22 protein-coding genes and 1 pseudogene are annotated in these 26552 nt (G+C 62.4%); 9 read left to right on the plus strand and 14 right to left on the minus strand.

Translation table 11 applies throughout. The features are described from left to right. Nucleotides 1–7: 7 nt before the first annotated feature. Genes BMZ70_RS16705 through BMZ70_RS16715 form a run of 3 tightly spaced genes read right to left on the minus strand, consistent with a single transcriptional unit; the run spans nucleotide 8 to nucleotide 6911 of the window. Entirely contained in the window at nucleotides 8–1351 is a 1344-nt protein-coding gene (locus tag BMZ70_RS16705) for a glycoside hydrolase family 1 protein (RefSeq protein ID WP_229205430.1), read from the minus strand. A 1-nt stretch (nucleotide 1352) separates the two neighbouring features. Then, nucleotides 1353–4778 (minus strand): glycosyl hydrolase, encoded by a 3426-nt coding sequence (locus tag BMZ70_RS16710; protein WP_092276639.1) that lies wholly within the window; start codon nucleotides 4776–4778, stop codon nucleotides 1353–1355. 15 nt (nucleotides 4779–4793) lie between these two features. Continuing rightward, entirely contained in the window at nucleotides 4794–6911 is a 2118-nt protein-coding gene (locus BMZ70_RS16715) for a TonB-dependent receptor (protein WP_092276642.1), read from the minus strand. A gap of 564 nt (nucleotides 6912–7475) precedes the next feature. On the opposite strand from BMZ70_RS16715, the gene BMZ70_RS16720 reads away from it, so the two are divergent. The 4 genes and pseudogenes from BMZ70_RS16720 (at nucleotide 7476) to BMZ70_RS29315 (ending at nucleotide 10090) form a co-directional block, all read left to right on the plus strand. Next, the gene (locus BMZ70_RS16720) at nucleotides 7476–7853 is read left to right on the plus strand and encodes a hypothetical protein (RefSeq protein WP_092276645.1); all 378 of its coding nucleotides are present in this window, start codon (nucleotides 7476–7478) and stop codon (nucleotides 7851–7853) included. A gap of 214 nt (nucleotides 7854–8067) precedes the next feature. Then, nucleotides 8068–9081 carry an IS110 family RNA-guided transposase gene (locus BMZ70_RS16725; RefSeq protein ID WP_092276648.1) on the plus strand — a complete coding sequence of 338 codons (1014 nt, stop codon included), beginning with the start codon at nucleotides 8068–8070 and terminating at the stop codon, nucleotides 9079–9081. A 447-nt stretch (nucleotides 9082–9528) separates the two neighbouring features. After that, a pseudogene (locus BMZ70_RS16730) lies at nucleotides 9529–9855 on the plus strand (helix-turn-helix domain-containing protein); the annotation flags it as partial. Beyond that, nucleotides 9821–10090 (plus strand): AcaB family transcriptional regulator, encoded by a 270-nt coding sequence (locus tag BMZ70_RS29315; RefSeq protein WP_092276651.1) that lies wholly within the window; start codon nucleotides 9821–9823, stop codon nucleotides 10088–10090. The pseudogene BMZ70_RS16730 and the gene BMZ70_RS29315, both read left to right, overlap by 35 nt. Before the next feature lie 557 nt (nucleotides 10091–10647). On the opposite strand, the gene BMZ70_RS16740 is transcribed toward BMZ70_RS29315, so the two are convergent. Then, the gene (locus tag BMZ70_RS16740; RefSeq protein WP_092276654.1) at nucleotides 10648–11589 is read right to left on the minus strand and encodes a LysR family transcriptional regulator; all 942 of its coding nucleotides are present in this window, start codon (nucleotides 11587–11589) and stop codon (nucleotides 10648–10650) included. Nucleotides 11590–11695: 106 nt separating this feature from the next. Here BMZ70_RS16740 and BMZ70_RS16745 point away from each other — a divergent pair, with 106 nt between their 5' ends. From BMZ70_RS16745 to BMZ70_RS16760, 4 genes are all read left to right on the plus strand, one after another. Then, the gene (locus BMZ70_RS16745; RefSeq protein WP_092276657.1) at nucleotides 11696–12232 is read left to right on the plus strand and encodes a thiamine pyrophosphate-binding protein; all 537 of its coding nucleotides are present in this window, start codon (nucleotides 11696–11698) and stop codon (nucleotides 12230–12232) included. After that, nucleotides 12232–12825, plus strand: a complete 594-nt coding sequence (locus tag BMZ70_RS16750; protein ID WP_092276660.1) for a thiamine pyrophosphate-dependent enzyme — start codon at nucleotides 12232–12234, stop codon at nucleotides 12823–12825. Before BMZ70_RS16745 ends, BMZ70_RS16750 begins: the two co-directional genes overlap by 1 nt. A gap of 60 nt (nucleotides 12826–12885) precedes the next feature. After that, the gene (locus tag BMZ70_RS16755) at nucleotides 12886–14364 is read left to right on the plus strand and encodes an aldehyde dehydrogenase (RefSeq protein WP_092276663.1); all 1479 of its coding nucleotides are present in this window, start codon (nucleotides 12886–12888) and stop codon (nucleotides 14362–14364) included. Nucleotides 14365–14456: 92 nt separating this feature from the next. Then, nucleotides 14457–15356, plus strand: a complete 900-nt coding sequence (locus BMZ70_RS16760; protein ID WP_092276666.1) for a LysR family transcriptional regulator — start codon at nucleotides 14457–14459, stop codon at nucleotides 15354–15356. A gap of 5 nt (nucleotides 15357–15361) precedes the next feature. Here BMZ70_RS16760 and BMZ70_RS16765 read toward each other — a convergent pair whose 3' ends face one another. The 7 genes from BMZ70_RS16765 to BMZ70_RS16795 form a co-directional block, all read right to left on the minus strand. Continuing rightward, on the minus strand, nucleotides 15362–16741 hold the full coding sequence (locus BMZ70_RS16765; protein ID WP_092276669.1) for an MFS transporter: 1380 nt from the start codon (nucleotides 16739–16741) through the stop codon (nucleotides 15362–15364). Nucleotides 16742–16850: 109 nt separating this feature from the next. Next, nucleotides 16851–18047, minus strand: coding sequence for a CaiB/BaiF CoA transferase family protein (locus tag BMZ70_RS16770; protein WP_092276672.1), 1197 nt, complete (start codon nucleotides 18045–18047; stop codon nucleotides 16851–16853). 22 nt (nucleotides 18048–18069) lie between these two features. Then, nucleotides 18070–19233 (minus strand): acyl-CoA dehydrogenase family protein, encoded by a 1164-nt coding sequence (locus BMZ70_RS16775; protein ID WP_207231499.1) that lies wholly within the window; start codon nucleotides 19231–19233, stop codon nucleotides 18070–18072. Between the two features lie 24 nt (nucleotides 19234–19257). After that, nucleotides 19258–20097 (minus strand): HTD2 family dehydratase, encoded by an 840-nt coding sequence (locus tag BMZ70_RS16780; RefSeq protein WP_092276675.1) that lies wholly within the window; start codon nucleotides 20095–20097, stop codon nucleotides 19258–19260. Between the two features lie 7 nt (nucleotides 20098–20104). Continuing rightward, nucleotides 20105–21052 carry an electron transfer flavoprotein subunit alpha/FixB family protein gene (locus BMZ70_RS16785; RefSeq protein ID WP_092276677.1) on the minus strand — a complete coding sequence of 316 codons (948 nt, stop codon included), beginning with the start codon at nucleotides 21050–21052 and terminating at the stop codon, nucleotides 20105–20107. A 10-nt stretch (nucleotides 21053–21062) separates the two neighbouring features. Beyond that, complete coding sequence (locus BMZ70_RS16790; RefSeq protein ID WP_092276680.1) at nucleotides 21063–21812, minus strand: electron transfer flavoprotein subunit beta/FixA family protein; 750 nt, start codon at nucleotides 21810–21812, stop codon at nucleotides 21063–21065. Between the two features lie 49 nt (nucleotides 21813–21861). After that, nucleotides 21862–22653: an HpcH/HpaI aldolase/citrate lyase family protein gene (locus BMZ70_RS16795; RefSeq protein ID WP_092276683.1), complete on the minus strand. Its 792-nt coding sequence runs from the start codon at nucleotides 22651–22653 to the stop codon at nucleotides 21862–21864. Between the two features lie 299 nt (nucleotides 22654–22952). Between BMZ70_RS16795 and BMZ70_RS16800 the strand changes: the two genes are divergently transcribed. Further along, the gene (locus tag BMZ70_RS16800) at nucleotides 22953–23315 is read left to right on the plus strand and encodes a DUF2513 domain-containing protein (RefSeq protein WP_165403458.1); all 363 of its coding nucleotides are present in this window, start codon (nucleotides 22953–22955) and stop codon (nucleotides 23313–23315) included. Between the two features lie 199 nt (nucleotides 23316–23514). On the opposite strand, the gene BMZ70_RS16805 is transcribed toward BMZ70_RS16800, so the two are convergent. The 3 genes from BMZ70_RS16805 to BMZ70_RS16815 form a co-directional block, all read right to left on the minus strand. Next, nucleotides 23515–23955 (minus strand): hypothetical protein, encoded by a 441-nt coding sequence (locus tag BMZ70_RS16805; RefSeq protein WP_130300750.1) that lies wholly within the window; start codon nucleotides 23953–23955, stop codon nucleotides 23515–23517. Between the two features lie 70 nt (nucleotides 23956–24025). After that, on the minus strand, nucleotides 24026–24697 hold the full coding sequence (locus BMZ70_RS16810) for an alpha-amylase family protein (protein WP_229205431.1): 672 nt from the start codon (nucleotides 24695–24697) through the stop codon (nucleotides 24026–24028). 135 nt (nucleotides 24698–24832) lie between these two features. Then, nucleotides 24833–26134 (minus strand): sugar MFS transporter, encoded by a 1302-nt coding sequence (locus BMZ70_RS16815; protein WP_092276692.1) that lies wholly within the window; start codon nucleotides 26132–26134, stop codon nucleotides 24833–24835. Between the last annotated feature and the right edge of the window lie 418 nt (nucleotides 26135–26552).

The raw sequence follows: 26552 nt of genomic DNA on the forward strand, positions 1-26552 counted from the left end.
CCCGGCCTTAGATGCGGTTTGCCTTGGCCAGCGAACCCAGCAGGCGGGCACTGGGCTTGGGCGTGCGGCGCTGCGTGGCACGGTCCACGGCGACGATGCCGAAGCGCGGCGCGTAGCCAAAGTTCCACTCGAAATTGTCGAGCAAGGACCAGTGGATGTAGCCGCGCACGTCGATACCGTCGGTTAGGCAGTTGGCCACCCCCTGCACCGCCGTGCGGATATAGTCGACACGCTTGGCGTCGTCGCCGGTGGCGATGCCGTTTTCCGTCACATACAAGGGCAGCTTGACCTTAGTTGCCGCGTAGCGCAGTGCCGCCTCCAGCGCCTGCGGGTAGAACTCGTAGCCTATGTCGGTCAATGGCACACCCGCCTCCGGCGGTAATTCGCCTTCCGGGGTCACGCGCGAGCGGGTATAGCACTGCAGGCCGAGGAAGTCGGCATGGGTGCTGGCCAGCGCGAACCACGGTTCGTAGGAAATGGCACGCTTGCGATCGCGCATGGCGCTGTCGCCGACTGCCTGATCGTCGGCGATGGCAATGGTAAAACCCACCGGCAGCTTCGGGTGCGCCGAGTGTATCGCGTCGTATGCCGCCTTATGGGCGGCGATATAGCCGGCCCGCATCTTCTCCTGGTCGCCGAACAGCCAGGAGGAGAACTTGCCAGTGCCGGACAACTGCCCTGCCCTGGCAAGCATGTCTTTTTCGCGCTGGGTGCCGCTGTATGCTTGTAGCGGGCCAGGTGTTCCGAACAACATGGTGGCCAGATTGGGCTCATTGAACGTAGTGGCGTAAGCCATCAAATGGCCCAGATGGCGCGCCACCTTGTCGCAATAGCGCCCGAACAGCGCCGGCGCGTCGTCGTTTTCCCAGCCGCCGCGCGCGGCGAACCAGCGCGGCACGGTGAAATGGTTGAAGCTCACCATGGGTTTGACATTGTGCCGGTGGCAAGCCTCCAGCACTTCACGGTAGTGCTCCAGCGCCGCCGTCGAGAACATGCCTTCCTCCGGTTCAACCCGGGACCATTCGATGGAGAAGCGGAAGGTGTTCAAGCCCAGCGACGCCACCAGGACTATGTCCTGCACAAACAAGCGGTAGTGATCGACCGCGTCGCCGGAACGCTCGGCAAACACAGTCGGCTGTACATTTTCGAGCAACCAGCCGTCGCTGTTGATGTTGCCGCCTTCCACCTGATGACCGGCCACCGCTGCCCCCCACAGGAAGCCGCGCGGGAAGGCATACCCCGCCTTGGCTGGTGCAGCGGCCAGTGCTGTGGCTCCCATCGCCACGCCGGCGCCCAACAGGCCCGCGCCTGCAAGTAGTTGGCGCCGCCGTTGATTTGTATCGTTATTCAATTCAGTCTCCTTGTTTAGTGGTGCTGGCCGTGATGCGCACTGGCCCCAGCAGGCCGCTGGGCAGCAACGGCGCATTTGGTGGATAGGGTTTGATGGTGGCGAAAGTGACCGGCACCGCGCCGGGCTGGGCATCGCCAATCAGGCGGTTGGGCCAGAGGTTGGTGACGCGCACTTCGAGTTCATTCACGCCGGGCTTCAGCGCACAAGTGACATCGGCGACAAAAGGCGGGCGCCACAGCGTATCCACACGCTTGCCGTTGACGAACACTTCCGCGAATTCCCGCACATCACCCAAGTCTAGCTTGAGCGCCGCGCCCTGGCGGAACCATGCCGGATCGGCCCTGAGCTTGCGCTTGTAACTTGCGGTGCCGGAGTAATACTTGATGGCCGGGGTGCTTGATGCAGTCCAGGAGGACAAGGACGGCAGCGTGATGCCCGCCGGCGCAGCCAATCCCGGGCCAAACGACAAGGCCCAGGGGCCTGTGACCTGCGCCAGTTCGCGCGTCTGCTGAGCCGGCACCGTCGCTAGCGGCGTGCTTGCCGGCTCGCGGAAGACCACGAACACCGACCCGTGCGCCGGCAAGGCCAAGCTGACGATAGTGCGGCCGTCCTCGGTGCGGTAACTGGCCGGCGCCTGCGTACCGCGCTCGGCGTCCCACAATTCGGGCCGCTTGCCGGCGATGCGGAAACTGGCTTCGAAGCTGACTTCGCGCAGTTGCTGATTGGCCACGAAGTAGATGTCTCCATCCTTGCCGGTGCGGTGCGTGGCGAGGATGCGGGTGTCCGCGCGAGGCCGGCTGAATTCAAAGTCAGGCGCCAGCGCGATACGTTCCAATGCATCGGCCACCGTCACGCCCCACAGTACCCTGCCCTTCCCATACCGGTGCTCGGTCACAGTGCGGCCATCGGCACCGCCCCACAGGCCATTGGCGATGGCCGTCCATTCGTCCGCCTGTTCCTGGTCGGCCAGGCCGGGCATGCCAACCGGCTTGGGCGCAAGAATCACGGCGCCGGCCGCCACCAGGTCGCGCAGCTTACGCAGCACCGGCAGGCTGACGCGGTCGGTAGTGCCGGGCAGCACCAACAGGCCATAGCTGGCGCCGCTGGGCAACTCGATGCGGCCGTCGCGTACCTGCATCTTTTCCAGCAGCACTTCGGCGTTCACATAGTCGTAGCCATAGCCGGCCGGAATGCCCGGACGATCCGGCTCACCGAACGGTGCGGCCACTGGCGCGCCTTCGCCGTAGAAATAGGCGATGTCGTTGACGGCGCGGCCCTGCTGCAGCATGAAGGAGGCCCGCGACAGGTAAGTGGTCCATGGATTGGCCAGTTCCGCCCAAGTCTCGTTGCGCGTGAAGTTCTGGCCGAAACGCCACAGGCTCACGCCCGGCTTGCGGTCGGTAAAGGGCTGATGCGCAGAAGTATGGATGACGAAGCGGTTGACACCCATCGCCATGTATTCGTCGGCTAGCCATTTCAAGTCGCGCGGCGCGCGGCTCCAGGCGCCAAAGGCCGGCGTGGCCGTGAACGACTCCGCAGCGACGATGTTCTTGCCATAGATGTGCGCCGCCGACGCGGCTTCGCGAATATCCGACACCTGGTTGGGCACCGGCTTCTCGTCAGGACGGCGGTCCCAGAATTCGCCCATCGGCACGTCGACGCGGCCTTTCAGCTGCAGGCCATCGCCCACCGTGGGAAGCCCCACCCCCATCGCCTCGCCATACAGCTTCATCCCGTGGCGCTGGGCGATCTCGCCGATGGCGCTGTAATGGTTGTCGGCCAGCAGGTCGGCGATGGTGCGTCGGAAGTCCCACAGGAATCGGTCGCTGGCTTCCGCGCTGTTTACCACGTGGCCAGCCAGCACCGGCAGCCAAGGCAGGGCGTCGTAGCCGCGCCGCTTACGGAATTCCGGCAGCATCTGCTCGGTCCAGTTTTGCTGGTTGGCTTCCCAGCTATCGAGCAGTAAGTGACTGATACGGTGTGGCCCAAGAGTGGAGGAAGAACCTTGCTGCAGTGGCTTCAGCAGGCCATCCATGAATGCTTCGACATGCGTCCGGTTGAGCTTGTCGACTTCCAGGCCCACGCCCTCCGCGGTGGCGGGAATCGTGTGCTGGCCGGTGAGCGAGTAGCCCAGGCGCAGGATCGACCAGCGCCCGGTCGGCACCTCCCAGTCGAGCGTGCCATCGGCGCGCAACTTGCCGGTCAGGTCCACCACCGACTCGCCGGAGATGGCCATGTCGGCTGGCACGGCGGGGGTACGGATGCTGTCGTACTCCGGCACGATGGCGAAGCCGGCTTTCTCTTCGAAGCGGTGTACCCGCGCGGCAGCCGACACCGAGAACTCGGCCACGTTGTGGTGCGTGGCCTTCGGGATGCCAATCGAATCATCGTACGGTCCGCGCACAGGTGCACCCAGTTCAAGGCGAAAGTAACGCGCCTTCACTTCCGGGAAGGCGTAGGTATGCACGCCACTTTTGCTGCTCAAGTCATGCGCCGGCCCTGGCACGGCCGCCACGTCGGTGAAATGCACGCCGTCGCTTGACACCTTGAGGGCGCCCGGCGGGTGCGTGACTGGCCCCAGGGCCAGCGTTACCGACTGCGCCCGCACCGGCGAAGGGTAGGCCAACTGTATCCAGGCCGGCTCGCCCTCCTGCGCCGCCACCGGCAGCTTTTGCGAGGTCGCGAAATCGCCGTCTACCAGCAGCGCCGCGTCGAGCGTGCCGCCGCTGGTGGTTACCAGCGGCAGATTCAGTTGCTGGGCGCCGTCCGGCAAGCGGTAGGCAATCACCGCCGCGTCCGCGTAGAAGGTGGGCATGGGCGGCGCAGCCTTGCTGTAAGGCTTAGCTCCAGGGGAACCGTCCGGCGGCGGCAGCTTGGCGAACCCGGAATGAAATGGCACGTTCTGGAACGGGCCGCTGACCGACGGCGGCACCTGGATCTTGCCTGTGAAGCGGCGCGGCCCATCGACGCGCGTCTCAGACCATACGTATTTTTTCATGGCCTGGGCCGGCCGCACCCACGGGCCGCCGGTTTCGCTCCAGCCGCTGGACGCAGACACGGTCATTTCCAGGCCCAGGCGCTCCGCCTCGGCAGCAGTGAAGCGCATGGCCTCCAGCCACTCGGGGCTTTGGTAGCTGACGCGCTGGTCCACATACTGGGCGGTGACCAGGTCCACGTCGAAAACCTGGAAGCCGCCGAGACCGGCGCGCTTCATCCATTCGAGATCGAGTTTGATTCCGGGCTGGCTGACGTTGCCGTTCAGCCAATGCCACCAGGCGCGCGGCTTGGCGCTGTCCGGCGGAGCGTGGAAGCCCTGTTTCAAGGGATCGGCCGAGGCGCCACCGGTGGGTGCCAGGGCACCTGCGAGAGCTGTCGAAACAGCGATGGCGATGGCCGACCGGCGTCGGGAGAGGAGCAGAGGCATCATGTGGTTCTCGCGTCCTTACATCGACAATCCGAGCGTTACGCCCACGGTGCGCGGCGCCGCAGTGTAGCCATAGGCACCGAACACAGTGTTGGACAGGCGCGAGTTGACTACGTTGCGGTTTTCCAGGTTGCGGGCATAAGCGGACATGTGCCACTTGCCGGCCGGCGCGTTGTAGCGCACCGACACACCGGTGCGGGTATAGCTGCCCTGCTCGAAGGTAGCGGTGTTGGCGTCATCGTTGTAGTATTTGGACGAATATCGCGTGTCGGCGCGCAAGATCAATTCACCCTCGCCGATGTCGACGAAGTATTCGTAGCCCAGGCCCAGCGTCGCCTTCGGCGCATTGCGCAGGCTCTTGCCGGAGCAATCCAGCGGCGCATTGGTGATCTCGTTCTTGCAGGTGGTGTAGCTGCCGTACTTCGCTTCCGTCAGGCCGAGAGCCGCGTTCAGCGTGCCATTGTCGCCGATGCGCACCCGTGCATCCGCCTCGAACCCCTTCACGCTGGCCTTGGCGGCGTTGTCGACCACGCCGCTGGACAAGCCGCCGCCTAGGCTGAGGCGGGTGCTGACCTGCAGGTCCTTGTAATCATAGTAGAACACGGCGGCGTTGTAGCGGCCGCGATTGCCCAGGAATTTTCCCTTGATGCCGGCTTCGCCGGAAGTCAGTGTTTCGGGGGCATAGAAGTGTACCGGGCTAGCCGGCTGGCCGAGGAAAGGCACGGCCGGCGCGGCGTTGTTGAAGCCGCCCGCCTTATAGCCGGTGGAGACCACGCCGTAGGCCATGGTGTCCTTTGCGATGTCGTAGTCCAACCCCAGCTTCCAGTCGCTACGCGACCAGTCGCGCTTGGCGGTGGTGTCGGCGGCGAAGCCAGCCACCGTCTGGATGCAGCCGTCGCAGGATTTTTTATCACGCGTGGTGCGCCCGCCCACAGTCATGCGCACCTCCGGCGTCAATGAATAGGTGGCCTGCCCGAACATGGCCACCGACGACGCCTTGATTTCTTTCTGGTTGAACCTGATGAAGCCGTCGGTAAATTCGGCCTGGGTAGCCATCTTTTCGTCGAACACATACAACCCGCCCACCCAGCGTAGCGGCCCGCTGCCGGTGGAGGACAGCCGCAACTCGTGCGACACCTGATCCGAAGTACCGTCGGTCCAGTTGCGGCCGCCGGCTGGTGTGATCGGGTTGACCAGCGTACGCTGCCATTCGATATCGCGTTTTCGCTTCGACACGAGGTAGGTCAGCGCGCTGGCGCCGAGGTCCATGTTCAGCTCCGCCGTGAGGCCGGAATACTTGGCATCGCCGGAGGCGGCCAGCACGGAGTCGTTTTGCTGGCCGCGCCGGCCGTGGTCGTCGGCAAGCGGCAGCGGGATGCCGGCGCTTTCAGGGCCCTTGATGTTGGTGGCGTCCGCCGTCAGCAGCAGGCTGGTGTCCTTGCTCAGCTTAAGGAGGCCGTGGAGGCGCGCGCCCCGGGTTTCGGTCTTGTTGTTATTCGAACGGGGGGTGTCGATAAAGTTGTCTTGGTCCTTGCCCAAGGCAGCCAGGCGCAGCGCGAAGGCGTCGTTGACCGGCACGTTCAGCACGGCCTCCAGGCGGCGCAAATTGAAACTGCCAATCTCCACTTCACCCTTGGCTCCGAAGTCCTTGGATGGCTTGTTGGTCACCACATTGATGGCGCCGGCGGTGGCGTTGCGGCCGTACAGCGTGCCTTGCGGGCCGCGCAACACCTCGACCCGTTCCACGTCGAGGAAGGCGTTGCGCGCCTGGTCCGGTCGGGCCAGATAGACGCCGTCCACGTGGAAGGCGGCTGCCGGGTCGCCCACTTCAGCGGTGTTGTTGCTGCCAATGCCGCGAATGTAGATGTTGGTATTGCCGGCGTCGGCAGTGCCGATCTGGACATTCGGCGACACGTTGGTAAGGTCTTCCACACCTTGCACACCACGGCGGCTAAGCTCATCCGCGCTCAACGCCGTGAGCGAAACAGCTGTCCTCGATGCGGCTTCCGGGCGTTTTTGCGCGGTCACGATCACTTCCAGGATTTCATTGCTCGCCTGTTGGGCCTGCGCGCCGCCGAAGAGCGAGGCAATGGTGGCGGCCAACAGGCTGCGGCGAATGAGGGTGTGGTGAGTCATGCTGTCTCCTTGGTTATCGTAGTGTTGGTACTTCACGTATGTGCTAGCGGAAACATCGCTCAACTCCGCTTAGGAAAAACGTTAAGTGAAAAAATTCAGTCACGATCTTATTGTCGTTCAGCTATTCGAACAAAACCCTTTTATGGATTCGTTGTATCAGTTAAATCGATAGATGAATTTACTTGAATCTGTCATACCAGCGATTTCGATAAAAATTCCTGCTGTGACTACTCGTCGCTTTTGGGGAAGTAAGCATGCGGCTCTACGTACTGGCCGGGCCAATCAATCTGCCGTAGAGCGTCGAGTCGTATCAACGAATCGAGCAGGTTATTGGCGCTGCTAGTGACGGTGCTCGAATCACGGTAATTGCGGCGTCAGTGCCTGATGGCCCGCGCGCCTGCGCGGCTTGGAGGCTTGTTGCTTGCGAATCGCCGAGCGTGCGTCCGAGCAGATGCGCCCCTTTTTGAAGGGCGACCTGTTGGACCCAAACGACTTAAAATTCTTCGCCGATTTGCTTAAAAAATAGATGTTCTTCGTAGACCTTGCTGGCAGGCAGGCGACAATATGTATCTGAGAACAGACGAAGAAATTGATGCAGTCGAAGCGATGAGTGTCGCTACGGAATTCGCGCAAAGAGTTGTGGGAGATCTGCACACTTGGCGATGGGTCATCATCGCACTTCACAGCGCGGCGCAAGGCATCATGGTCCTATCACTAAGGCACGGCAATGGGCTTCTCGCTCTCAGCGATGAAAGCGTCGCGGCTTGGCATGCAGCCTATGAGGCGGACAAAATGCCGCCTCCGGACAAGCTCGACAATTACCTGAATCTTTATAAGAAGGTGAAGCATAAGGACTTGGGCTGCCTGGGAGGTAATAAGCGCTTCGCTCCTAACGGAGCTGAGGGCGGCGACATCAAGCGTTTAAACTCGCTACGGAATTAGTTCGTCCATTTCACGCCCCGTGGCTGGGGCTTGGAAGTCGATAGGCTGCCACGCATAGCGCTAGCTACTGCGCGCTTGTTAATTTGCGTTGAAAATTGACCCACCTTCCCCACGAATTTGCAACGGAATCTGATAATCATCTAGCCGTCCTCCCTTCGGCCACGCCGAGGAATAAAGTCACGGTACGAATCCGAACTTTATCGAGGAGGACGTCATGTTATTTTGTGGCATTGATCTTCATTCCAACAACTGCCTTGTCGTCGTCTCCGACGACGCCGACAAGGTCGTGTATTCCAAGCGGCTACCGAACGATCTCGCGGTGATATGTGATGCGCTGAGTCCGTACCAGCGAGAGCTGTTCGGTGTGGTTGTCGAGTCCACCTACAACTGGTACTGGCTAGTTGACGGGCTGGCTGCCGCCGGGTATTCACTCCATCTGGCCAATACCACCGCGATCAAGCAGTACGACGGCCTGAAGTATCGCGGCGATGAATCCGACGCCCGTCATCTGGCGCATATTCTTCGCCTGGGCCTGCTGCCCGAAGGTCACATCATGCCGAAGGCCGATCGTACAGTACGTGACCTGGCCCGTCGGCGCATGCAACTGGTTGGGCAGCGCACGACGCAAATCCTATCGATCCAGACGAGCATGGCACAGCACATCGGCGCCGCGATGTCCGGCAACGGCATTAAGCTGCTGTCGGCATTGGATATCGATGCCATGCCGATTGGCACGACAGATGCGCTCGGGATGAAAGCCAACTTGGCGATCCTACAAGCGCTTCAAGTCCAGATCGATGGCCTTGAAGCAGCGTTGCATCAGCACTGCCGTCGCGACAAGAATTGCCGCTTGTTGCGCTCCGTCGCCGGCATCGGACCGGTTCTGGCGACTGTCATTTTATTGGAGACTGGAGATATCGGTCGCTTCGCCGATGTCGGCAACTACGCATCGTATTGCCGCTGCGTGGGGAGCGCCCACATTTCCAATGGCAAGAAAAAGGGTAAAGGCAATACCAGGAACGGAAACCGTTTCCTGGCTTGGGCATACATTGAGGCAGCCAACTTTGCGATCCGCTATTGCGAACCGGCTCGCAAATTTTACCAGCGCAAAAAAACCAAGCGCAACGGCATCGTGGCGATCAAGGCCGTCGCGCACAAGTTGGCACGCGCTTGCTTCCATATGCTGAAGACGGGTGAAAAATTCTCTGTGGAGCGATGCTTCACATAAGCTTGGCAACGGCCGGCAAGCCAAAACGTGGGTTGGATGAAAAGCCAGGAAACTGATTGGATGCCGCGCCGTTTGCCATCGTATCGAGTAGCAAATGAATTGCCCGGATTGCGAGCCACAAAGGTCTGGAGCCGCTTGCGGCAACCATAAAACTGTCCTTATACCTGGACGCAAGACGGTACCGAGATGCTTCTGGGACAGCGATGCTGTCAGGGTCGGTGCGCGGCATGCACCGACTTGATCCACATGGGTGACTGGTGCGATTCATGAAACCGGACCGCGAAGCAAAGGGTGCGAATTCAAATGTGCAATCGAGCACGATGGTATGTAAATATTGAATAATCGCGAAATCACGCGAGGGTTTGCTTACGCGCTTGACTCCGGACGGCTAATGGGTGACCCACGTTCATAGCACAATCCTTCCTGTCCTTTCGACAGGAGATCGGAGTGATCGACGTGGCTTTACTAGGCATAATTCGACGCTGGCACCTTCGTGACCAGGTTCCGCTCCGGGAGATCGCCAGACGACTGGGTATCTCCCGCAACACCGTCCGGCGATACCTACGGTCGGAAACCACAGAGCCCTCCTATGCGGAGCGGCGATCATCAAGCCTCTTAGACAAATATTCTGTACAGCTGTCGGCTTGGCTCAAGGCTGAGGCGGCCAAGCCTCGCAAGCAGCGGCGCAATCTGAAGCAAATCCACCTGGACCTTAAGGAGCTGGGGTATCAAGGGTCATATGACCGGGTGGCTGCTTTCGCCAGACAGTGGAAGGTGGGTCAATCGGAGTGGGTCAATTCTGCGAGCAAACGAACAGCTTGGATTCAAAAGCCCGTACGGGTACGCAATCAGCGATCTTGTGGTGCACTTCGACTACTATATTCGAACGGTAAAAACCCTGGTGCGCAAAGATCAACTGACCGATGACCAGGGCCGACAGAGCATCCGGGAATTGACTCGAGCAATTCGGGCAGCCTTTATTGAAACCGCGCGCTTTGAGCGGTTTTGATGCGTCCCGATCTACGCGATTTATGCCGGGCGGACTTTATTCCCAATGCCGCGGGCGATGCCGCAAAACGGCACGCAGAAGTCGGTCAGCTGCTTGGCCCAATTCCACCCGATGTTTATAACGGCAAACTACAGCCGCGTCATAGCCGAAGACGTTTAAATCTGGCGCCGCACGAGAAAGCCATACTTGCCCATGTGAGCTCGGAAATGGCAAGCTGGCGGTGATCCTGATGCAGCTGCGATGGAGCAATTGCTGTGATCACCCTCTCAGTCCTGCCGCATGGCAGAAGGAGCTAGTGTGAACTGCGCCAATTTCCATTTGCAAGAATCAGAGGACACGCCGGCAGATGCGTCAGCTTCCGACGTTCCATTCCTGCCAGTGCGCCTGCCGACCTCGCCTGGCAACAGTGTCGCTGTCGCTGAATCAGTGGGTACCGCGCGGATGTCAACATCAGCTCCAGCCGGCAGTGGATCCGCCTGTCAACACGCTGTTGACCAAAAAGCCTTTAAGGGTATCTTCACGTCCCCGCTCGCGCGACATCGATAGGCGGCGCGCCGTTACAACGGATCACTGTCGAGCCAGTTCGCGGATTTCCAGTACCCGCCGTCAATCAGCGCCTGGATGCTCGTGAGCAGCGTCGCCACGACCATTCGCACCGGCGTCCCCGCCAGCCGGTTGGTGGGCATCGCCAGCACGATTTTTCGCAGCACCTGCGGCGCCACCAACGGTGCACACACTAAGATGCCGCGCGCTACTTCGTCCACCACTGCGACCGACGGCAGTATCGTCATTCCATGGCCGCCGACCACGAGTGATTTTTGCACGCTCATGGCATTCGTTTCGGCCGCAATGCGCAAGCGCACCCCCGCCAGTGCCGCCTGGTGATCGACCAGGGCCCGCAGGCCATGCCGCGCGTCCGGCAGGATCAGCGGCTGCTCTGCCAGGCTGGCGAACGCGACCGGCACATCCTGCGCGACCAGGTTGCCGGGCCGATCCACGACCCACAACGCCTCCTCCAGCAGCGGGCGCACTTTGAGCGCGGGCGTGCCGCTGATGTCGTACAACAGCGATGCATCGAGGTCGCCCGCATCGAGCCATTTTTGCAGGTCGCCCGCGTACCCGACCAGAAAACGCAGATGTATGCCGGGGTAGGCAGCGGCAATCTCCCGCATCAGCACGTTGGTAATCAGGTCGCAGGTACTGGGCAGCAGACCGATCGTGACGATACCACCGACCACGCCTCGGGATGGGCGGATCTCGGCCCTGGCCTGCTCGATTTCCCTCAGCACCCGGCGCGCGTACTCGAGCAAAGTGCGGCCGTCGTCGGTCAACTCCATGCCGTTGCGGTTGCGGTCGAACAGCACCGTGCCGAGATCCTCCTCGAGCAGCTTGATGTGGCGCGAGACGGCCGGCTGCACGATGTTGAGTAGCACCGCCGCGCGCGTCACGCTGCCGGCATCGGCAATTGCTACCAGGGTGCGCAGTTGTTTGACGTCCATCGTATCCCCTATCGCACAATGTGATTTTACACATCAGAAAATTCTATTATCCAGCGACTTCCATTCAATATTAACATGGCCACTCCACCCTGCCATGAGGTCCCCAATGAGCTCGACGACTGCCGCACCACCCGCCTGGCAACAGGCTGTATTCCACGCCCTGAAGGAGGGCGGTATTTCCCAGATCGCCTACGTGCCCGACGCCGGTCATGCGTACGCGATCCGCGCCGCGATCGCCGACCCGGAGATCAAGGACACCGTGCTGACCACCGAAGAGGAAGGCGTGGCGCTGGTCGCCGGCGCCTGGCTCGGCGGCGACCGCGCCGCCCTGCTGATGCAAAGCAGCGGCGTGGGTAACTGCGTCAACATGTTTTCGCTGCTGCGCAGCTGCAATTTCCCGTTCCTGACGCTGGTGACGATGCGCGGCGAGTACGCCGAGTTCAATCCGTGGCAGGGCCCGATGGGAAAGCAAACCCAGGCCGCGCTGGAATTGATGGGCATCACCGTCCTGCGCGCCTCGCATCCCGACGAAGTGGGAGAAATCGTCAGCGCCGGACTCGACGCTGCCTTCCTGGCTGGCGAGCAAGTGGCCGTGCTGCTGTCGCAAAGTCTGATTGGCCGTAAAAAATGGGAGCGCAACTGATGACTAGCGACACCAAAAACCTGCTCGACCGCCGCGCCTTCATCGCCCGCCTGGTCGCCGCCTTGCCCGATGCTCTGATCGTCACTGGCCTCGGCTCGCCATCGTATGACGTGTTTGCCGCAGGCGACCGCGACAAGAATTTTTACCTGTGGGGCGCCATGGGCGGCTCCACGTCGCTGGCCCTGGGCTTGGCGCTGGCGCAGCCGGACAAATCGGTGGTCGTGATCACCGGTGACGGCGAGCAGCTGATGGGCATCGGCAGCCTGGGCACCGTGGGCGCCAGCCACCCTAAGAACCTGACTATCGTCGTGCTCGACAACGGCCATTTCGGTGAGACGGGCATGCAACGCAGCCACTCGAGCCTGGGCACCAGCCTGGTCGCAGTAGCGGCAGGCTTCGGCATCGCCAACGCCTTCACGGTCGATGAGCTCGCCGGCGCCGACCGCATCGCCACCCTCGCCCGCCAGCGCGAGCAGTGCGCGTTCGCCCAGGTGTTCATCGCTTCCGACGAGCCACCGCGCGCGCTGCCGCCCCGTGACGGCGTGTTCGTCAAGAACCGCTTCCGCGCCGCGCTCGACCTGCCACCGTTCTGATCCCCGCCCGGGTGCGCGCCTGCGCGCGCCCCGGGCGCATTGCCATTCCCCGGAGACCTCATGCAACACTATGACCATTACATCGCCGGCGAACCGGTCGCGCCGGCGTCCGGTGAACACTTCCCCAGCCACAATCCGTTCACGGGGCTGGCCTGGGCCGACATTGCGCGCGGCGACGCCAGCGACGTCGATCGCGCCGTGCAGGCAGCCCACGCGGCGCTCACTACCGGCCCCTGGGCCGCGCTGACGCCCACTGCGCGCGGCCTGCTGCTGCACCGCCTGGGCGACCTGCTGGCACGCGATGCCGACCGCCTGGCGCAGATCGAAACCCGCGACAACGGCAAGCTGCTGGCCGAAATGCGGAGCCAGATCACCTACCTGCCGCAGTGGTTTTATTATTACGGTGGCCTGGCTGACAAGGTGCAGGGCCAGGTGCTGCCGCTCGACAAAAAAGGCTATCTCAGCTACACCCGCCACGAGCCGGTGGGCGTGGTGGGCGTGATCACGCCGTGGAATTCGCCGTTGATGCTGCTCACTTGGAAGATCGCGCCCGCGCTGGCAGCCGGCTGCACCGTCGTTATCAAGCCGTCCGAGTTCACGTCCGCATCCACCCTCGAATTCGTCAAGCTGTTCGCCGAAGCGGGCTTCCCCCCCGGCGTCGTCAACGTGGTGACGGGTTTCGGCGCCGAGGTCGGGTCGCCGCTGGTCGAGCACCCGCTGGTGAGCAAGATCACGTTTACCGGCTCCGACCAGACCGGCCGCCACATCAATGCCCAGGCCGCGCGCCTGCTCAAGCACACGGCCATGGAACTGGGCGGCAAGTCGCCCAACATCATTTTCGACGATGCCGACCTCGATCAAGCCGTGTTCGGCGCCATTTCCGGCATCTTTGCCGCCAGCGGGCAGACCTGCATCGCCGGCTCGCGCCTGCTGGTGCAGGACAGCGTGTACGACACTGTCGTGGAGCGGCTGCTGGCCATTGCCACCACCGCCCGCATGGGCGATCCGACCGCCGCCGGCACCCAGGTAGGACCGATCACCACCGAGCCCCAGTACGCCAAGGTGCTCGACTACATCCGCATCGCGACCGACGAAGGCGCCACGCTGCTGTTGGGTGGCAAGGCCGCGCGGGGCGGCGCGTGCGGCAATGGCTGGTTTGTCGAGCCCACCATCTTCGGCGACGTCACGAACGATATGCGCATCGCCCAGGAGGAGGTATTCGGGCCGGTCCTGTCGATCATCCGCTTCCGCGACGAGGCTGAGGCGGTGCAGATCGCCAACGACATCCGCTTCGGCCTGGCGGCCGCCGTCTGGACCCGCGACATCGGCCGCGCCATCCGTATGACGGAACAGCTGCAAGCCGGCACGGTATGGGTCAATACCTACCGCGCCGTCAGCTTCATGGCGCCGTTCGGCGGCTACAAGGATTCGGGCGTGGGACGCGAAAATGGCATCGATGCCATCCAGGCCTTCCTGCACACGAAATCGGTGTGGATCAATACCGGCGCCGCCACCGGCAATCCGTTCGTGCTGCGCTGACCACCACTTTTTGCAGTAACATCGGGCGCCGGGCGAGTGGTTCGCCCGGTGTTGCGCGTGCGCGCAACCGATGCACGAGACAGGATCTTGCGATGCACTTCGACATGACCGACCTGCGGCTGTTTGTGGCCGTGGCGGAGACCAACAACCTCACGCGCGGCGCCGAACGGTGCCACCTGTCGCCGGCATCGGTCAGCGTGCGCATCAAGAACATCGAGGAAAGCCTGGGGGCCAGGCTGTTCGTACGCAGCAGCCAGGGCGTGACCCTGACCGCCCCGGGCCAGGCGTTCGTCCACCACGCGCGCATCGTGCTGGCCCAGCTCGAACACCTGCGCAACGATGTGCAGGAATACGGGCGCGGCATCAAGGGCCACCTGCGCCTGGTTGCCAGCATCACGGCCATTGCGGAATACCTGCCGGCGGCGCTGGGCAGCTACCTGGCCAGTCATCCCGACGTCAGCATCGATCTCAAGGAACGCCCCAGCCCGGAAGTGGTGCGCGCCGTATGCGATGGCAAAGCCGACCTCGGCATCGTCGCGGGGCCGGTCCGCACCGAGTCGCTCGAAGTCAAACCGTATAAAAGCGACCGCCTGGTGCTGGTGGTGCCCAACGGCCATGCACTGGCTGGCACCCACGCGGTACGCTTTCGCGACACGCTCGATTTCGACTACGTGTGCCTGCCCGAGGGCACCGGGCTGTATGCATTCCTGATGCAGCAGCTTACCGCCCTCGACCGCACCATCAAGATGCGGGTCCAGATCGGCAGCTTCGAGGCGTGCTGCCGCATGATCGAGGAACACGTGGGCATCGGCATCATTCCGCTGTCCGCCGCGTCGCGCCTGTCGCGTCAGATGGCGGTGTGCGTCGTCGACCTGGCCGACGACTGGGCGGTGCGCCAGTTGTCGCTGTGCGCGCGCAACTTCGACCTGCTGCCCGCGTTTGCGCGCGAGCTGGTCGACGTGCTCGTGGCCGATTCCGGTACCCCCTCCTGACAGCCTCAGCCGCCTTTGCCGGCGCCGGCTACCGCGCGGTCGACCGGACCGAGGCGAACATTTTCCTCCACCGCGCCATCGCCGTCGAGGTAGCCATGCTGGCGCAGGTCGGGCAGCATGACTGCTGCGATGAAGGTGATGGCGCCCATGCCGGCGACATAATAAAAAAAGTAATCTTCGACGCCCATCGAACGCAGCATCAGGGCGACGTACTCGGCGGTGCCGCCGCACAGCGCGTTACCGACGGCGTAAGGAAAGCCCACACCGAGCGCGCGCACGCTGGCCGGGTACAGGTCGGCCTTGAGTACGCCCGTTACCGGGGTGTAAAAGCCGGCAATCGCCAGCCCGGCCACGACCAGGAAGAACACCGTGGTCGGGTCTTGCGCCGCGCGGATCCCGGACAGCAGCGGGATCACGAACAGGGCGGCCAGGCCCGAAAACAACATCATGTTGGTGCGGGTACCGATGCGGTCGGCTACGTAGCCGAGCAAGGGCTGGATCAGCATGAAGATCACCAGCGCCGAGGTCATGATCACGCTGACCGTGGCTGCCGGCATGCCGGCCGACACCACCAGGAATTTCTGCATATAGGTCGTGAAGGTGTAGAAATACAGCGAGCATCCCATGGTAATGATCATGGTCAGCACGACCGCGCGCGGATGCCGGGTGAGTAGGCTGCGCAGCGAACCGGCATCTTTCTTCTTACTTTCCTTGACGAGGGCCGTCTCGATCATCGCGCGCCGCAGATACACCACCACCACCGCGCCCACTGCGCCGATCAGGAACGGGATGCGCCAGCCCCAGCTGGTCATCTGGTCCGCGGTCAGCAGGTGCTGCAAGGCCCACACGACCAGCAGCGCGACCAGCTGGCCGGCAATGATGGTCGCGTACTGGAATGACCCGAAGAACGAACGCCGGCCGGGGCTCGACATCTCGCTGATATAGGTCGCCCCGGTACCATACTCGGCGCCTACAGACAGTCCCTGCATCAGCCGGGCGATCACCAGGATGATGGGGGCAAAAATGCCGATGGCCGCATGCGGAGGCAGCAGCGCGATGATCAGCGAGCCGCCGCACATGAAGAAGATCGAGATAATCATCGATACCTTGCGGCCGCGGGTATCGGCAATGTAGCCGAAAATCCAGCCGCCCAGAGGCCGCATCAGGAAGCCGACGGCAAACACGCCAGCTGTGGCCATCAACTGGCTGGTCTGGCTGCCGGACGGGAAAAACTGGCCGGCAAAATAAATGGCGGTGTAGGCATAGACGAAAAAATCGTACCATTCGACCAGGTTGCCGGAACAGGCGCTGAGGATGGAGCGGACGCGCTGGGCGGCGCTGGGGGCGCCGGCGGCCGGCGCGGCGGCCGTGGGGATGCTGTGCATGATAGTCTCCTGTGATCGGTGCGGCGGCGCCGCCGCTACCGCGACTCTGTCGGTCGTTATGCGGTAGGGCGGAAGTCAGTGTGTCGGCGGGCGCGGATGGCGGTCGCAATCAGACGGCGGCGCTGGCACGCATACGCGCCAGCGATTCCGGTCCGTAACCCAGTTCGTGCAATATTTTTTCGGTGTGCTGGCCCAGCGCGGGGACGGGGTCCATGCGGGCGTCGTCCGGCCCGTCCGCCCCGGGCGGCAACAGTGCCGGTACCGGGCCGATCGGGGTGTCGATATCGATCCAGCGCGCGCGCGCCCGCAGTTGCGGGTGGCGCCACACGTCCTGCATGGCATTGATGGTGGCGTTGGCGATCTGCGCCTGTTCCAGCCGCTCCACGATCTGCGCCGATGTCAGCGAGGCGAAGGTCTCCACGATTACCGCGCGCAGTGCGTCGCGGTGGGCGACCCGCCCCACGTTGGCGGAAAATCGGGCGTCGCCGGCCAGCGCGGGCTGGCGCAGCACCTGATCGCAGAACGCCACCCATTCGCGCTCGTTCTGCAGGCCCAGCATGACCGATTTGCCATCCCCTGCAGGGAACGGGCCGTAGGGGTAGATAGTGGCATGCGCGGCGCCGGTGCGCGGCGGCGGCGCTGCATCGTGGTACGCGTAGTACAGCGGGTAGCTCATCCATTCGACCATGCTCTCGAGCATGGAGATGTCGATACGGCGGCCCCGGCCGGTCTGGCCTCGTTCGATCAGCGCGGCCAGGATATTGGTATAGGCATACATGCCGGCCGCGATATCGGCGATCGAGTTGCCGGCCTTGGACGGCGCATCGTCCGGTCCGGTCACGCTGAGAAAGCCCGATTCGCTCTGGATCAGCAGGTCGTACGCTTTCTTGTCACGGTAAGGTCCCGGCGCGTCCGGCGCGTCGCCGTACCCGGAGATGTCGCACACGATCAGGCGCGGCAACGCCTCGGACAACACGTCATGGGACAGGCCCATGCGCGCGGCCGCACCGGGCGCCAGATTCTGCACCAGCACGTCGGCCGTGGCCAGCAGCTGCCGCAGCACGGCCAGGGCCGCGGGCTGCTTGAGGTCGAGCGTGATGCTCTCCTTGGAGCGGTTGGTCCAGATAAAGTGCGAGGCCATGCCGTCCACGCGTGCGTCGTAGCCGCGCGCAAAGTCGCCGGTGCCGGGCCGCTCGACCTTGATGATGCGCGCGCCCAGGTCGGCCAGCTGGCGCGTGCAGAACGGCGCGGCAATCGCATGTTCGAGCGACACCACGGTGATGCCCGCAAGCGGTAATGCTTTCATGTCGGTTCTCCCGGAGCTGGTGTCAGAACGAGCGCGGCATGCCGAGGATGTGCTCGGCCACGTAGCTGAGGATCAGGTTGGTCGAGATCGGCGCCACCTGATACAGCCGGGTTTCCCGGAACTTGCGTTCGATGTCGTACTCGTTGGCGAAGCCATAGCCGCCGTGGAACTGCAGGCACACGTTGGCCGCTTCCCAGCTGGCCTTGGCCGCGAGGTACTTGGCCATGTTGGCCTGCGCGCCGCATGGCTGATTGGCGTCGAACAGCGCGCACGCCTTGAAACGCATCAGGTTGGCCGCTTCCACCTCGATGTAGGACTCGGCGATCGGGAACTGCACACCCTGGTTTTGCGCGATGGGCCGGCCGAACACGACGCGGTCCCGGGTGTAGCGCGCCACCCGGTCGATAAACCAGTAGCCGTCACCGATACATTCGGCAGCGATCAGCGTGCGCTCCGCATTCAGGCCGTCGAGGATATATTTGAAGCCCATGCCCTCCTCGCCGATCAGGTTCTCGGCCGGAATTTCCAGGTTCTCGAAGAACAACTCGTTGGTCTCGTGGTTGACCATGTTGGCGATGGGCCGCACCGTCATGCCGCTTTTTTCGGCCGCGCGCAAGTCCACCATGAAGATCGACATGCCTTCCGATTTCTTCTTGACATCGGACAGCGGCGTGGTGCGCGCCAGCAGGATCATCCAGTCCGAATGCTGGACCCGCGAGATCCACACCTTCTGGCCGTTGATCACGTAGCGGTCACCCTTTTTGACGGCCGTGGTCTTGATCTTGGTGGTATCGGTGCCGGTCGTCGGTTCCGTCACGCCCATCGACTGCAGGCGCCATTCGCCGCTGGCAATGCGCGGCAAATAAAACTGCTTCTGGGCTTCGGAGCCATGACGCAGCAGGGTGTTCATGTTGTACATCTGGCCGTGGCACGCACCCGAGTTGCCGCCACTGCGGTTGATCTCTTCCATGATTACCGACGCTTCGGTCAGGCCCAGGCCGGAGCCGCCGTATTCCTGCGGCACCAGTGCCGCCATCCAGCCGGCCGTGGTCAGGGCGTTGACGAACGTTTCGGGGTACGCCTTCTGTTCATCGATCTTGCGGTGGTACTCGTCCGGGAATTCGGCGCACAGCGCGCGCACCGCATCGCGGATTTCCTGAAATTCGTCGTCTACATCGTGCATCATGATCAGTCTCCAGTCATTATCAAATCAGGCCAGTTCGGCCTTGGCCAGCATGCCGAGGCAGCCGTCCGGCGTTTCGGTCCATACATGAACGGTCGAGCCGTCGAGGCACCCGCCGATGCCGAATTCGGCATTCGCGAACAGCGGGCTTAGCGCCTTGAATTCGAACGCGGCGATGCGCCGGTCCGGGTATTGCCGCCGCACTTCCTCGACCAGCAGCGTCGCGCACAGCGGCCCATGCACGACCAGGTCGGGATAGCCCTCCTCCTGCACCACGTACGGGTGGTCGTAGTGGATGCGGTGGCTGTTGAAGGTGAGCGCGGAATAGCGGAACAGCAGTACCGGGCCCGGCAGCACCTTGCGGTGAAACTGCGCCGGGTACGGAATCGGCTGGCCACGCACTGGGGCCGCCGCAGCAGCGGACGGGGCGGCGTCGCGATAGACCACGGTCTGGTCCTCGACCAGCGCCACGCCCCGGGCGTTGGCAATCGTCTGGCGGATCGCGACAAATACCAGGGGGCCGCTCTTGCCTTCCTTGTGCGTCACACCGGTTATCTCGGACCGACGGCGGATCGTCTCGCCCACGTTCAGCGGTTGCCGGAACTGCACCCGGCTGCCGGCCCACATGCGGCGTGGCAGCGGCACCGGCGGCAGGAAGCCGCCCCGTTGCGGATGGCCGTCGACACCCGCCTCCGCCAGGCTGGCGGTCGGCAGGAAATACAGCCAGTGCCAGAGCGGTGGCACCGTCTGCAGGGGCTGCGGTGGCAAATCGAGGGTGGCTGCCAGCAAGGCCAGCGGCGCCGCCGTGACCACGTCCTCGCGTTCTTCGACGCGTCCTGTCCAGTCCTGTAATGCGTGCAGGTTCATATGGTCCTCACAGTGCGGCGGTGATCTGCGGAACGGCGGTAAACAGATCCGCCTCCAGGCCGAAGTCGGCAAAGCCGAAGATGGGCGCCTCGGGGTCCTGGTTGATCGCCACGATCACGTCGGCGTCCTTCATGCCGGCAATGTGCTGAATGGCGCCGGAAATGCCCACGGCCAGGTACAGCCTGGGCGCGACGATCTTGCCGGTCTGGCCCACCTGTAAGTCGTTGGGCGCGTAGCCGGCATCCACGGCCGCGCGGCTGGCGCCGATGGCGGCGCCCAGCTTGTCTGCCAGCGGGCCGATGACGGCGTCGAAGTTGGCGGCGCTGGCCAGCGCACGGCCGCCCGCCACCACGATGGCGGCGCTGGCCAGCTCGGGACGCTCGCTGGCGCTCACGGCGCTGCGCACCAACCGGGCCTTGCCGCCGTCCGCCACTGCGGCGATGTGCTCGATGGCGGCCGCAGCACCGGTGGCGGCGGCAGCGGCAGCAAAGGCTGTGGCGCGCACCGTCAGCACCTTGACGGCGTCGCGGCTGCGCACCGTGGCCAGCGCGTTGCCGGCATAGATCGGCCGCTCGAACGTATCGGCATCGATCACCTTGACGACGTCGCCGATGGGCGCCACGTCCAGTTTCGCGGCCAGGCGCGGCGCAGCATCCTTGCCGTTCGCGGTCGCCGGGAACAGCACATGGCTGTACCGCCCGGCCGACGCGCCGAGGCAGGCGAGCACCTGGCCGGCAACCCGCTCGGCCAGCGCGGCGGCATGCACGGGATCGTCCGCCTGCAGCACCTTGGCCACGCCCGCAATGTTAGCCAGCTGCACCGCCACGGCATCCGCACCGTGGCCGGCCACGAGTACGTGGACCTCGGGACCAAGCTCCAGCGCGGCGGCAATGGTGCTCAATGTGGCGGCACGGACGGTCCGCTGGTCGTGGTCTGCAATGACAAGTACCGTCATGGGCGTCTCCTCAGGCCGCAGCCGAATATTGTTTCAGGTGGTCGATCAGGGTGGCCACGTCGGGGACACGTACCCCGGCTTTCCTGGCCGTAGGCGCTCGCACCGCCACCAGTTCCAGGCGCGGCGCCAGGTCCACGCCCAGGTCGGCGGCGGCAATCACATCGAGCGGCTTTTTCTTGGCCTTCATGAGATTGGGCAGCGTCACGTAGCGCGGTTCGTTGAGGCGCAGGTCGGTCGTCACCACGGCCGGCAGTGGCAGCGCCAAGGTTTCCAGACCGCCGTCCACCTCGCGCGTGACAGTGGCAACGCCATCGGCAATCTCGATCAGGCTGGCAAACGTCGCCTGCGGCAGGTCGGCCAGCGCGGCAACCATCTGGCCGGTCTGGTTGGCGTCGTTGTCGATCGCCTGTTTGCCCAACAGCACAAGGTCGGGCGCTTCGCGGCCGATGATGGCGTGGATGACCTTGGCCACGGCCAATGGCTGCAAGTCAGCGGCCGTGTCGATGTGGAGCGCGCGGTCGGCGCCGATGGCCAGCGCGCCGCGCAAGGTCTCGGTGACGCCGGCACCGCCAATGGACAGCACGACGATGTCCGTCACCAGGCCACGCTCTTTCAAACGCACGGCTTCCTCGACGGCGATTTCGTCGAAGGGATTGATGGCCATCTTGACGTTGGCGGTGTCCACGCCGCTGCCGTCGGGCTTGACCCGCACCTTGACGTTATGGTCGACCACGCGTTTCACGCAAACCAGCACTTTCATTGCAGCTCCTTGAGTCGATGTATTCCAGAAAACCGCGGCGCGGTGCAATTCAGGCTGCGGCCACGATGCGTGCAGCCAGGGCGGCTACCGGCTTGTCCACCATTTTTCCGTTCACGGCCACGGCGGCGCCATCGCTGCCGGCGATGGCGTCGAGCACCAGCCGCGCCCATGCCACCTCGGCCGCCGACGGCGCGAACGCACCGTTGACGATGGCAACCTGTCTGGGATGGATGCACAATTTGGCGCCAAAGCCAAAGCGCCTGGCACGCAGCGTCTCCGCGCGCAATACGTCGGTGTCGTCGATGGCGGTCGTCACGCCGTCGATGGGTGGGTCGAGTTCGGCCAACCGGGAAGCAAGGACCAGCTCGGACCGGAAGTAGTCCAGTTCCTCCACATTGCCGCCGATGCCCAGGTCCGCCTTGAGGTCGATGGAACCGAATGCCAGCCGCGCTACATGGCGCTGGCGGGCAATGAGACGCGCCTGGGCCATGCCCAGTGCCGTTTCGATCAGCGGTACGACGGCGCCGGCGACATCGCCCACCCGCGCCACCGTGGCTGGCGACTCCGCCTTGGACAGCATGGCGCCCTGCACACCGGCCGCCGCCACCAGGCGGAGGTCGTCCTCGAACCATGGCGTGCCTTCGGCGTTGATGCGGATGATGATGTTGGCATCCCGCGTGAGCCAGTTGGCCACGGCCGCGCGTGCGGCGTCCTTGGCTTGCGGCGCGACGGCATCCTCGAGGTCGATGATCGCCATGCCAGGCGCGGCCTGAAGAGCTTTGGGGAAACGCTCGGGGCGATCTCCCGGAACAAATAGATAGGCGGCCTGTTGGCTTGCCATGGTTGTCTCCGATCGTCAGATTCTTGTTGTGCCCGGACGGTTATTCATCCGGATCTGCTTTGATCGAAGCGTGACATTGCGCGCCGAACGGCGCCATCGGCATTTTTCTAATGCCGTGTTAGGGAGAGCCTAAGTGCCGGTCCCTGGCGGGCAGACTTCTCCGCGATTTTTCATCATTCTCCTGGCGCACGCGGGTCACGGACGCCGACGGCTAACGCGGGCAAATCTTCGCTACAATGAGCCGCGTCCGATTGCTTCCGGGCGTCGGCCTCCTCCCCAAAAAAGCGACGAGAAATGACATGAAACGAGACTTCGATTTAATCCGGATAATTTTGCTCGAATTTGAATCGCGGCCGCCAAGCAATATCCCACTGAAGTTCCAGCATGATGATTACGATCCGGCAATCATCAATGCGCACATGACGCTTCTGATCGAAGCAGGTCTTCTCGATGGTTCAACACATGAACAGATCAACGGCCCGAAATTCGCATTCCCGATCGGCCTCACCTGGGAGGGCCATGATTTCCTGGACTCCATTAAGGATCCGACGCTGTGGGAAAAGGCGAAAAAGAATGTTATCACGCCAGCCGGGGGCGTCGCATTCAGCGTTCTGAAGGACTGGGCGGTGTCTGAGGCGAAGCGTCACCTGGGTCTGCCATAGTGGCGCGGCGACCGTGCGCGCAGATCACTGCCACACGGTTCACCAGCGTCCCTTTGTACACGCTCGCCCCGTCGGTTGCAACCATTGCAGTGTCACGCCGGCGCGATGGTGCCCGGCGCGACAGCAAGAATTTATTCGCCGTTAGCGCTGGTGCACTCCCGGGCCGTCGTTGCAGCCCAGGCGGCCCGACAGCGGGATCTTACTTAACCATCACCAGGTAGTTGTTGTAGATGGTGGTCCCAGCATCACCGAGGGTCACCTGGGTATTGGCGACCACTGGCTTGGTATAGATCCTGAAGCTCCTGCTCTCCCCATTTTCGTCATCGGTCAAGGTGTCGGTCGTCGCGGTCCACGCCGCCAGCCAGGCCGGCGCTGGTGCGATGCGGTCGTCCAGGGCGACCGCCAGCGTGGCGTTCCGGGTGACGGTAAAGCGCACCTGGGCGGCGCCAGTGTAGGCCTTCGACGAATTGGCGGAACGTATCCAGTCCGCGCCGCTGTATGCCGATGGCAGCGTCGCGATGGTCACGGTGCGGTCGCCATACAGGGAGTCGCCGGGCTGCAGATTGCCTTGAACGGACCAGTTGGCGGCATTGAGGGTATCGCCGACGACCAGGTTGGCGATCACGGGTTTGACGATCACAGCATAGTTGTTATACGTTGCAGAGCCATTGCCACCGAGGCTGACCAACGTATTTGCCGCAACATTTTTTTTATACACGGTGAAGCTGCGTGGCACGGTGCCTTCCATTTCCGTCAGCGTATCGGTCGGCGAAGTACAGCGCGGGCACGATCAGCAACTTGTATTTGGAAAAATCCAGGGCATCGGCAAACACGATGTCGGTTTCCACCCTGGCCTGGTACAGCGCGGCGTTGACGCGTTCGAACATGCGGCGGTAGCCGTCGGCATGAAAACTGGGCGGCAGCGGCTTGTTCCATTTATCGAATGGCATGAAGGTCAGCGCGTTGTTCGAGTCGGTGGAGTACAGCACGGCCACGCGGTTGTCCTTCTTCAGATCGACCAGCGCGGCGCCGACCTTTTTCAGATCGGCCCCGGTGCGGGCGACTTCCGCATAAATGCGGTTCGGTGCATGGTCGTGGCCCAGCACGCCCTTCCAGTAAATCTCCTGGCCCGCGTTGAGCGACGACCAGTGCCAGTACATGTACAGGTTGGCGCCATTGCCGATGTTGGCAAACACGTCCTGGTACATCTGGCCGTCGTAGGGCGGGATCTGCTTGACGGCGTCCCAGCCCTGGGCCTGGCCGGTGGTTTCGGCAACAAAATAGTTGCGCCCCTTGGCGCCGCGCGCCAGGTTGCCCTGCAGCGTCTGGTGGCGGCCGTCGTACTCGTCCTGCCAGTTGAAATACACGTCGTTGCCAGCCACGTCCAGCTGTAGTGGTCAACCCATCCCGGACACTACGTTAAGTTTGTCTTCGGTGACGGCCGGTACCAATCTTATAGTCAAAAGATCATGCACATGCCCATGCCCCCCTAGATTGACCTTCGAGGCTACTTCGCATCATTCGACGCTGGCAGCCGAACGTGTTTGGGTTTTACAGCCCCATACCGCGTAAAACAATACGTAAAGTTCGCACGCGCAGGTCAGCAAAAATGACCGTTGCAAACCAATGGTATCTGCGAGCCAGCCTTGTACTACAACGAGTGCGCCTCCGGCAATCGCCATAACCAGAAGGCCTGCGCCTTCCTCGGTCAGAGGACCAAGGTCTTTGATGCCGAGAGTGAAAATCGTTGGAAACATCACTGAGTGGAAGAGGCCAACAGAAATAAGCGCCCACATTGCAATTTGGCCAGAGCCCAAAGCTGCAATCAGCATGACGACAAAAGCAAAGATTGCCGCCATTGCCAAGACTTTCTCGGCAGATGCTCGATTCATTAAGGCGCTCCCGACGAAACGCCCCACCATCATGCCTCCCCAAAGCAGGAACAAGTAGTGTGCACCTTGCTCGTGGTTCAGATTGCCGATCTCTGGCTGTGAGGTGAAATTTATGAACAGGTTGGCTACGCCGATCTCAGCGATAAGGTAGATGAAGATGGCTGGAATACCGAACACCAGGTTTCTGTGCCTCCACAATGACAGTGTTCCCCGCTGTTCTGCGGAAGCACGCATACCAGAACCGTGAAGTGCTGGCAGCGGAAAGCGCGCTATGACCAATGCAAGCATAACCAAAACAGCTGCAACGATCAGATACGGTAGTTGAACTGCTTGAGCATCGGCCAACCTTTCAGATGAGGTGAGCACATGACCGGCTTCCGCAGTTCCAGCGGCTGAGCGCCCTAAGATCAAATAAGCACCAAATAGTGGCGCCAATGTCGTTCCGAGCGAATTGAATGCTTGTACTAGGTTCAAGCGGGCTGACGCGGTCTCTGGTGTGCCCACAACTGCAACGTAGGGATTTGCGGAAACCTGTAGCAGAGTGATCCCACAGGCGATGACGAACAAGGCACACAACGTTGCGACGTAGGACGGCAGCCGTGCGGCAGGAATCATCATTAGCGCCCCAATCGCCATAATTATGAGGCCAGTGACCATCGACATCTGATAGCCAATTCGCTCAATCAACCGTGCAGATGGAATCGATGCGAAGAAGTACGCGATGAACCATACGGACTCAATCAGCGTGGTCTGCGTGTAGTTAAGATCGAAGACGCTGCGTAGGTGCGGCAGCAGCGTATTGTTGATGACGGTTATAAATCCCCAAGTGAAGAAGAGACTGGTAAGCAGCGAAAGAACCGCGTTCGGATTTGTTACGCCGGCCGTAAATTCGGTCGTCCGATCGGAGGTGGAAAATGGGGCTGGCATAGTGATCTTAAGTAAATGAAATATCAGAGATGTTATGGCATGATCTCTTGAAATCCCAATGCAAAAGCAAGCGGTCGTAATGCCATTTCAGCATAGCGATCGACAGCGCTGCATATGCCAGCTGCCGTTAAGACACCAGCACTGGCTATCTCGGAAATACATTGGAGTCGCGCCATCTCGCGCTAGCTCGAAACCGTCTAACTCATACAGAGCCTCGGCATCGACTTGGCGAACCGGACAATGCACCTTGACAGTTGGCAAAGGCCCGGTGGTTTCAACAACACTGCTTCGGGAGTTATCCTATTTGGGTGTGATTAGGTCGTGAAATATTAGTGCAACAATGCAGCACCTCTGATATATTTACCAGTCAGGGGTACAACTTGCCCATCTGCAAAGCATTTGGTGAAGGATCATTCAC

This window comes from Duganella sp. CF402 (assembly GCF_900109645.1).
Lineage (GTDB): Bacteria > Pseudomonadota > Gammaproteobacteria > Burkholderiales > Burkholderiaceae_D > Rugamonas.

What these genes read in the sequence shown, in the direction of transcription:
- BMZ70_RS16785 (WP_092276677.1), bottom strand. Translation starts at nt 21,052, where the DNA reads ATGACGGTACTTGTCATTGCAGACCACGACCAGCGGACCGTCCGTGCC.
- BMZ70_RS16765 (WP_092276669.1), bottom strand. Translation starts at nt 16,741, where the DNA reads ATGCACAGCATCCCCACGGCCGCCGCGCCGGCCGCCGGCGCCCCCAGC.
- BMZ70_RS16740 (WP_092276654.1), bottom strand. Translation starts at nt 11,589, where the DNA reads ATGGACGTCAAACAACTGCGCACCCTGGTAGCAATTGCCGATGCCGGC.
- BMZ70_RS16815 (WP_092276692.1), bottom strand. Translation starts at nt 26,134, where the DNA reads ATGCCAGCCCCATTTTCCACCTCCGATCGGACGACCGAATTTACGGCC.
- BMZ70_RS16720 (WP_092276645.1), top strand. Translation starts at nt 7,476, where the DNA reads ATGTATCTGAGAACAGACGAAGAAATTGATGCAGTCGAAGCGATGAGT.
- BMZ70_RS16750 (WP_092276660.1), top strand. Translation starts at nt 12,232, where the DNA reads ATGACTAGCGACACCAAAAACCTGCTCGACCGCCGCGCCTTCATCGCC.
- BMZ70_RS16715 (WP_092276642.1), bottom strand. Translation starts at nt 6,911, where the DNA reads ATGACTCACCACACCCTCATTCGCCGCAGCCTGTTGGCCGCCACCATT.
- BMZ70_RS16780 (WP_092276675.1), bottom strand. Translation starts at nt 20,097, where the DNA reads ATGAACCTGCACGCATTACAGGACTGGACAGGACGCGTCGAAGAACGC.
- BMZ70_RS16760 (WP_092276666.1), top strand. Translation starts at nt 14,457, where the DNA reads ATGCACTTCGACATGACCGACCTGCGGCTGTTTGTGGCCGTGGCGGAG.
- BMZ70_RS16725 (WP_092276648.1), top strand. Translation starts at nt 8,068, where the DNA reads ATGTTATTTTGTGGCATTGATCTTCATTCCAACAACTGCCTTGTCGTC.
- BMZ70_RS16795 (WP_092276683.1), bottom strand. Translation starts at nt 22,653, where the DNA reads ATGGCAAGCCAACAGGCCGCCTATCTATTTGTTCCGGGAGATCGCCCC.
- BMZ70_RS29315 (WP_092276651.1), top strand. Translation starts at nt 9,821, where the DNA reads ATGACCGGGTGGCTGCTTTCGCCAGACAGTGGAAGGTGGGTCAATCGG.
- BMZ70_RS16790 (WP_092276680.1), bottom strand. Translation starts at nt 21,812, where the DNA reads ATGAAAGTGCTGGTTTGCGTGAAACGCGTGGTCGACCATAACGTCAAG.
- BMZ70_RS16710 (WP_092276639.1), bottom strand. Translation starts at nt 4,778, where the DNA reads ATGATGCCTCTGCTCCTCTCCCGACGCCGGTCGGCCATCGCCATCGCT.
- BMZ70_RS16745 (WP_092276657.1), top strand. Translation starts at nt 11,696, where the DNA reads ATGAGCTCGACGACTGCCGCACCACCCGCCTGGCAACAGGCTGTATTC.
- BMZ70_RS16800 (WP_165403458.1), top strand. Translation starts at nt 22,953, where the DNA reads ATGAAACGAGACTTCGATTTAATCCGGATAATTTTGCTCGAATTTGAA.
- BMZ70_RS16755 (WP_092276663.1), top strand. Translation starts at nt 12,886, where the DNA reads ATGCAACACTATGACCATTACATCGCCGGCGAACCGGTCGCGCCGGCG.
- BMZ70_RS16775 (WP_207231499.1), bottom strand. Translation starts at nt 19,233, where the DNA reads ATGATGCACGATGTAGACGACGAATTTCAGGAAATCCGCGATGCGGTG.
- BMZ70_RS16770 (WP_092276672.1), bottom strand. Translation starts at nt 18,047, where the DNA reads ATGAAAGCATTACCGCTTGCGGGCATCACCGTGGTGTCGCTCGAACAT.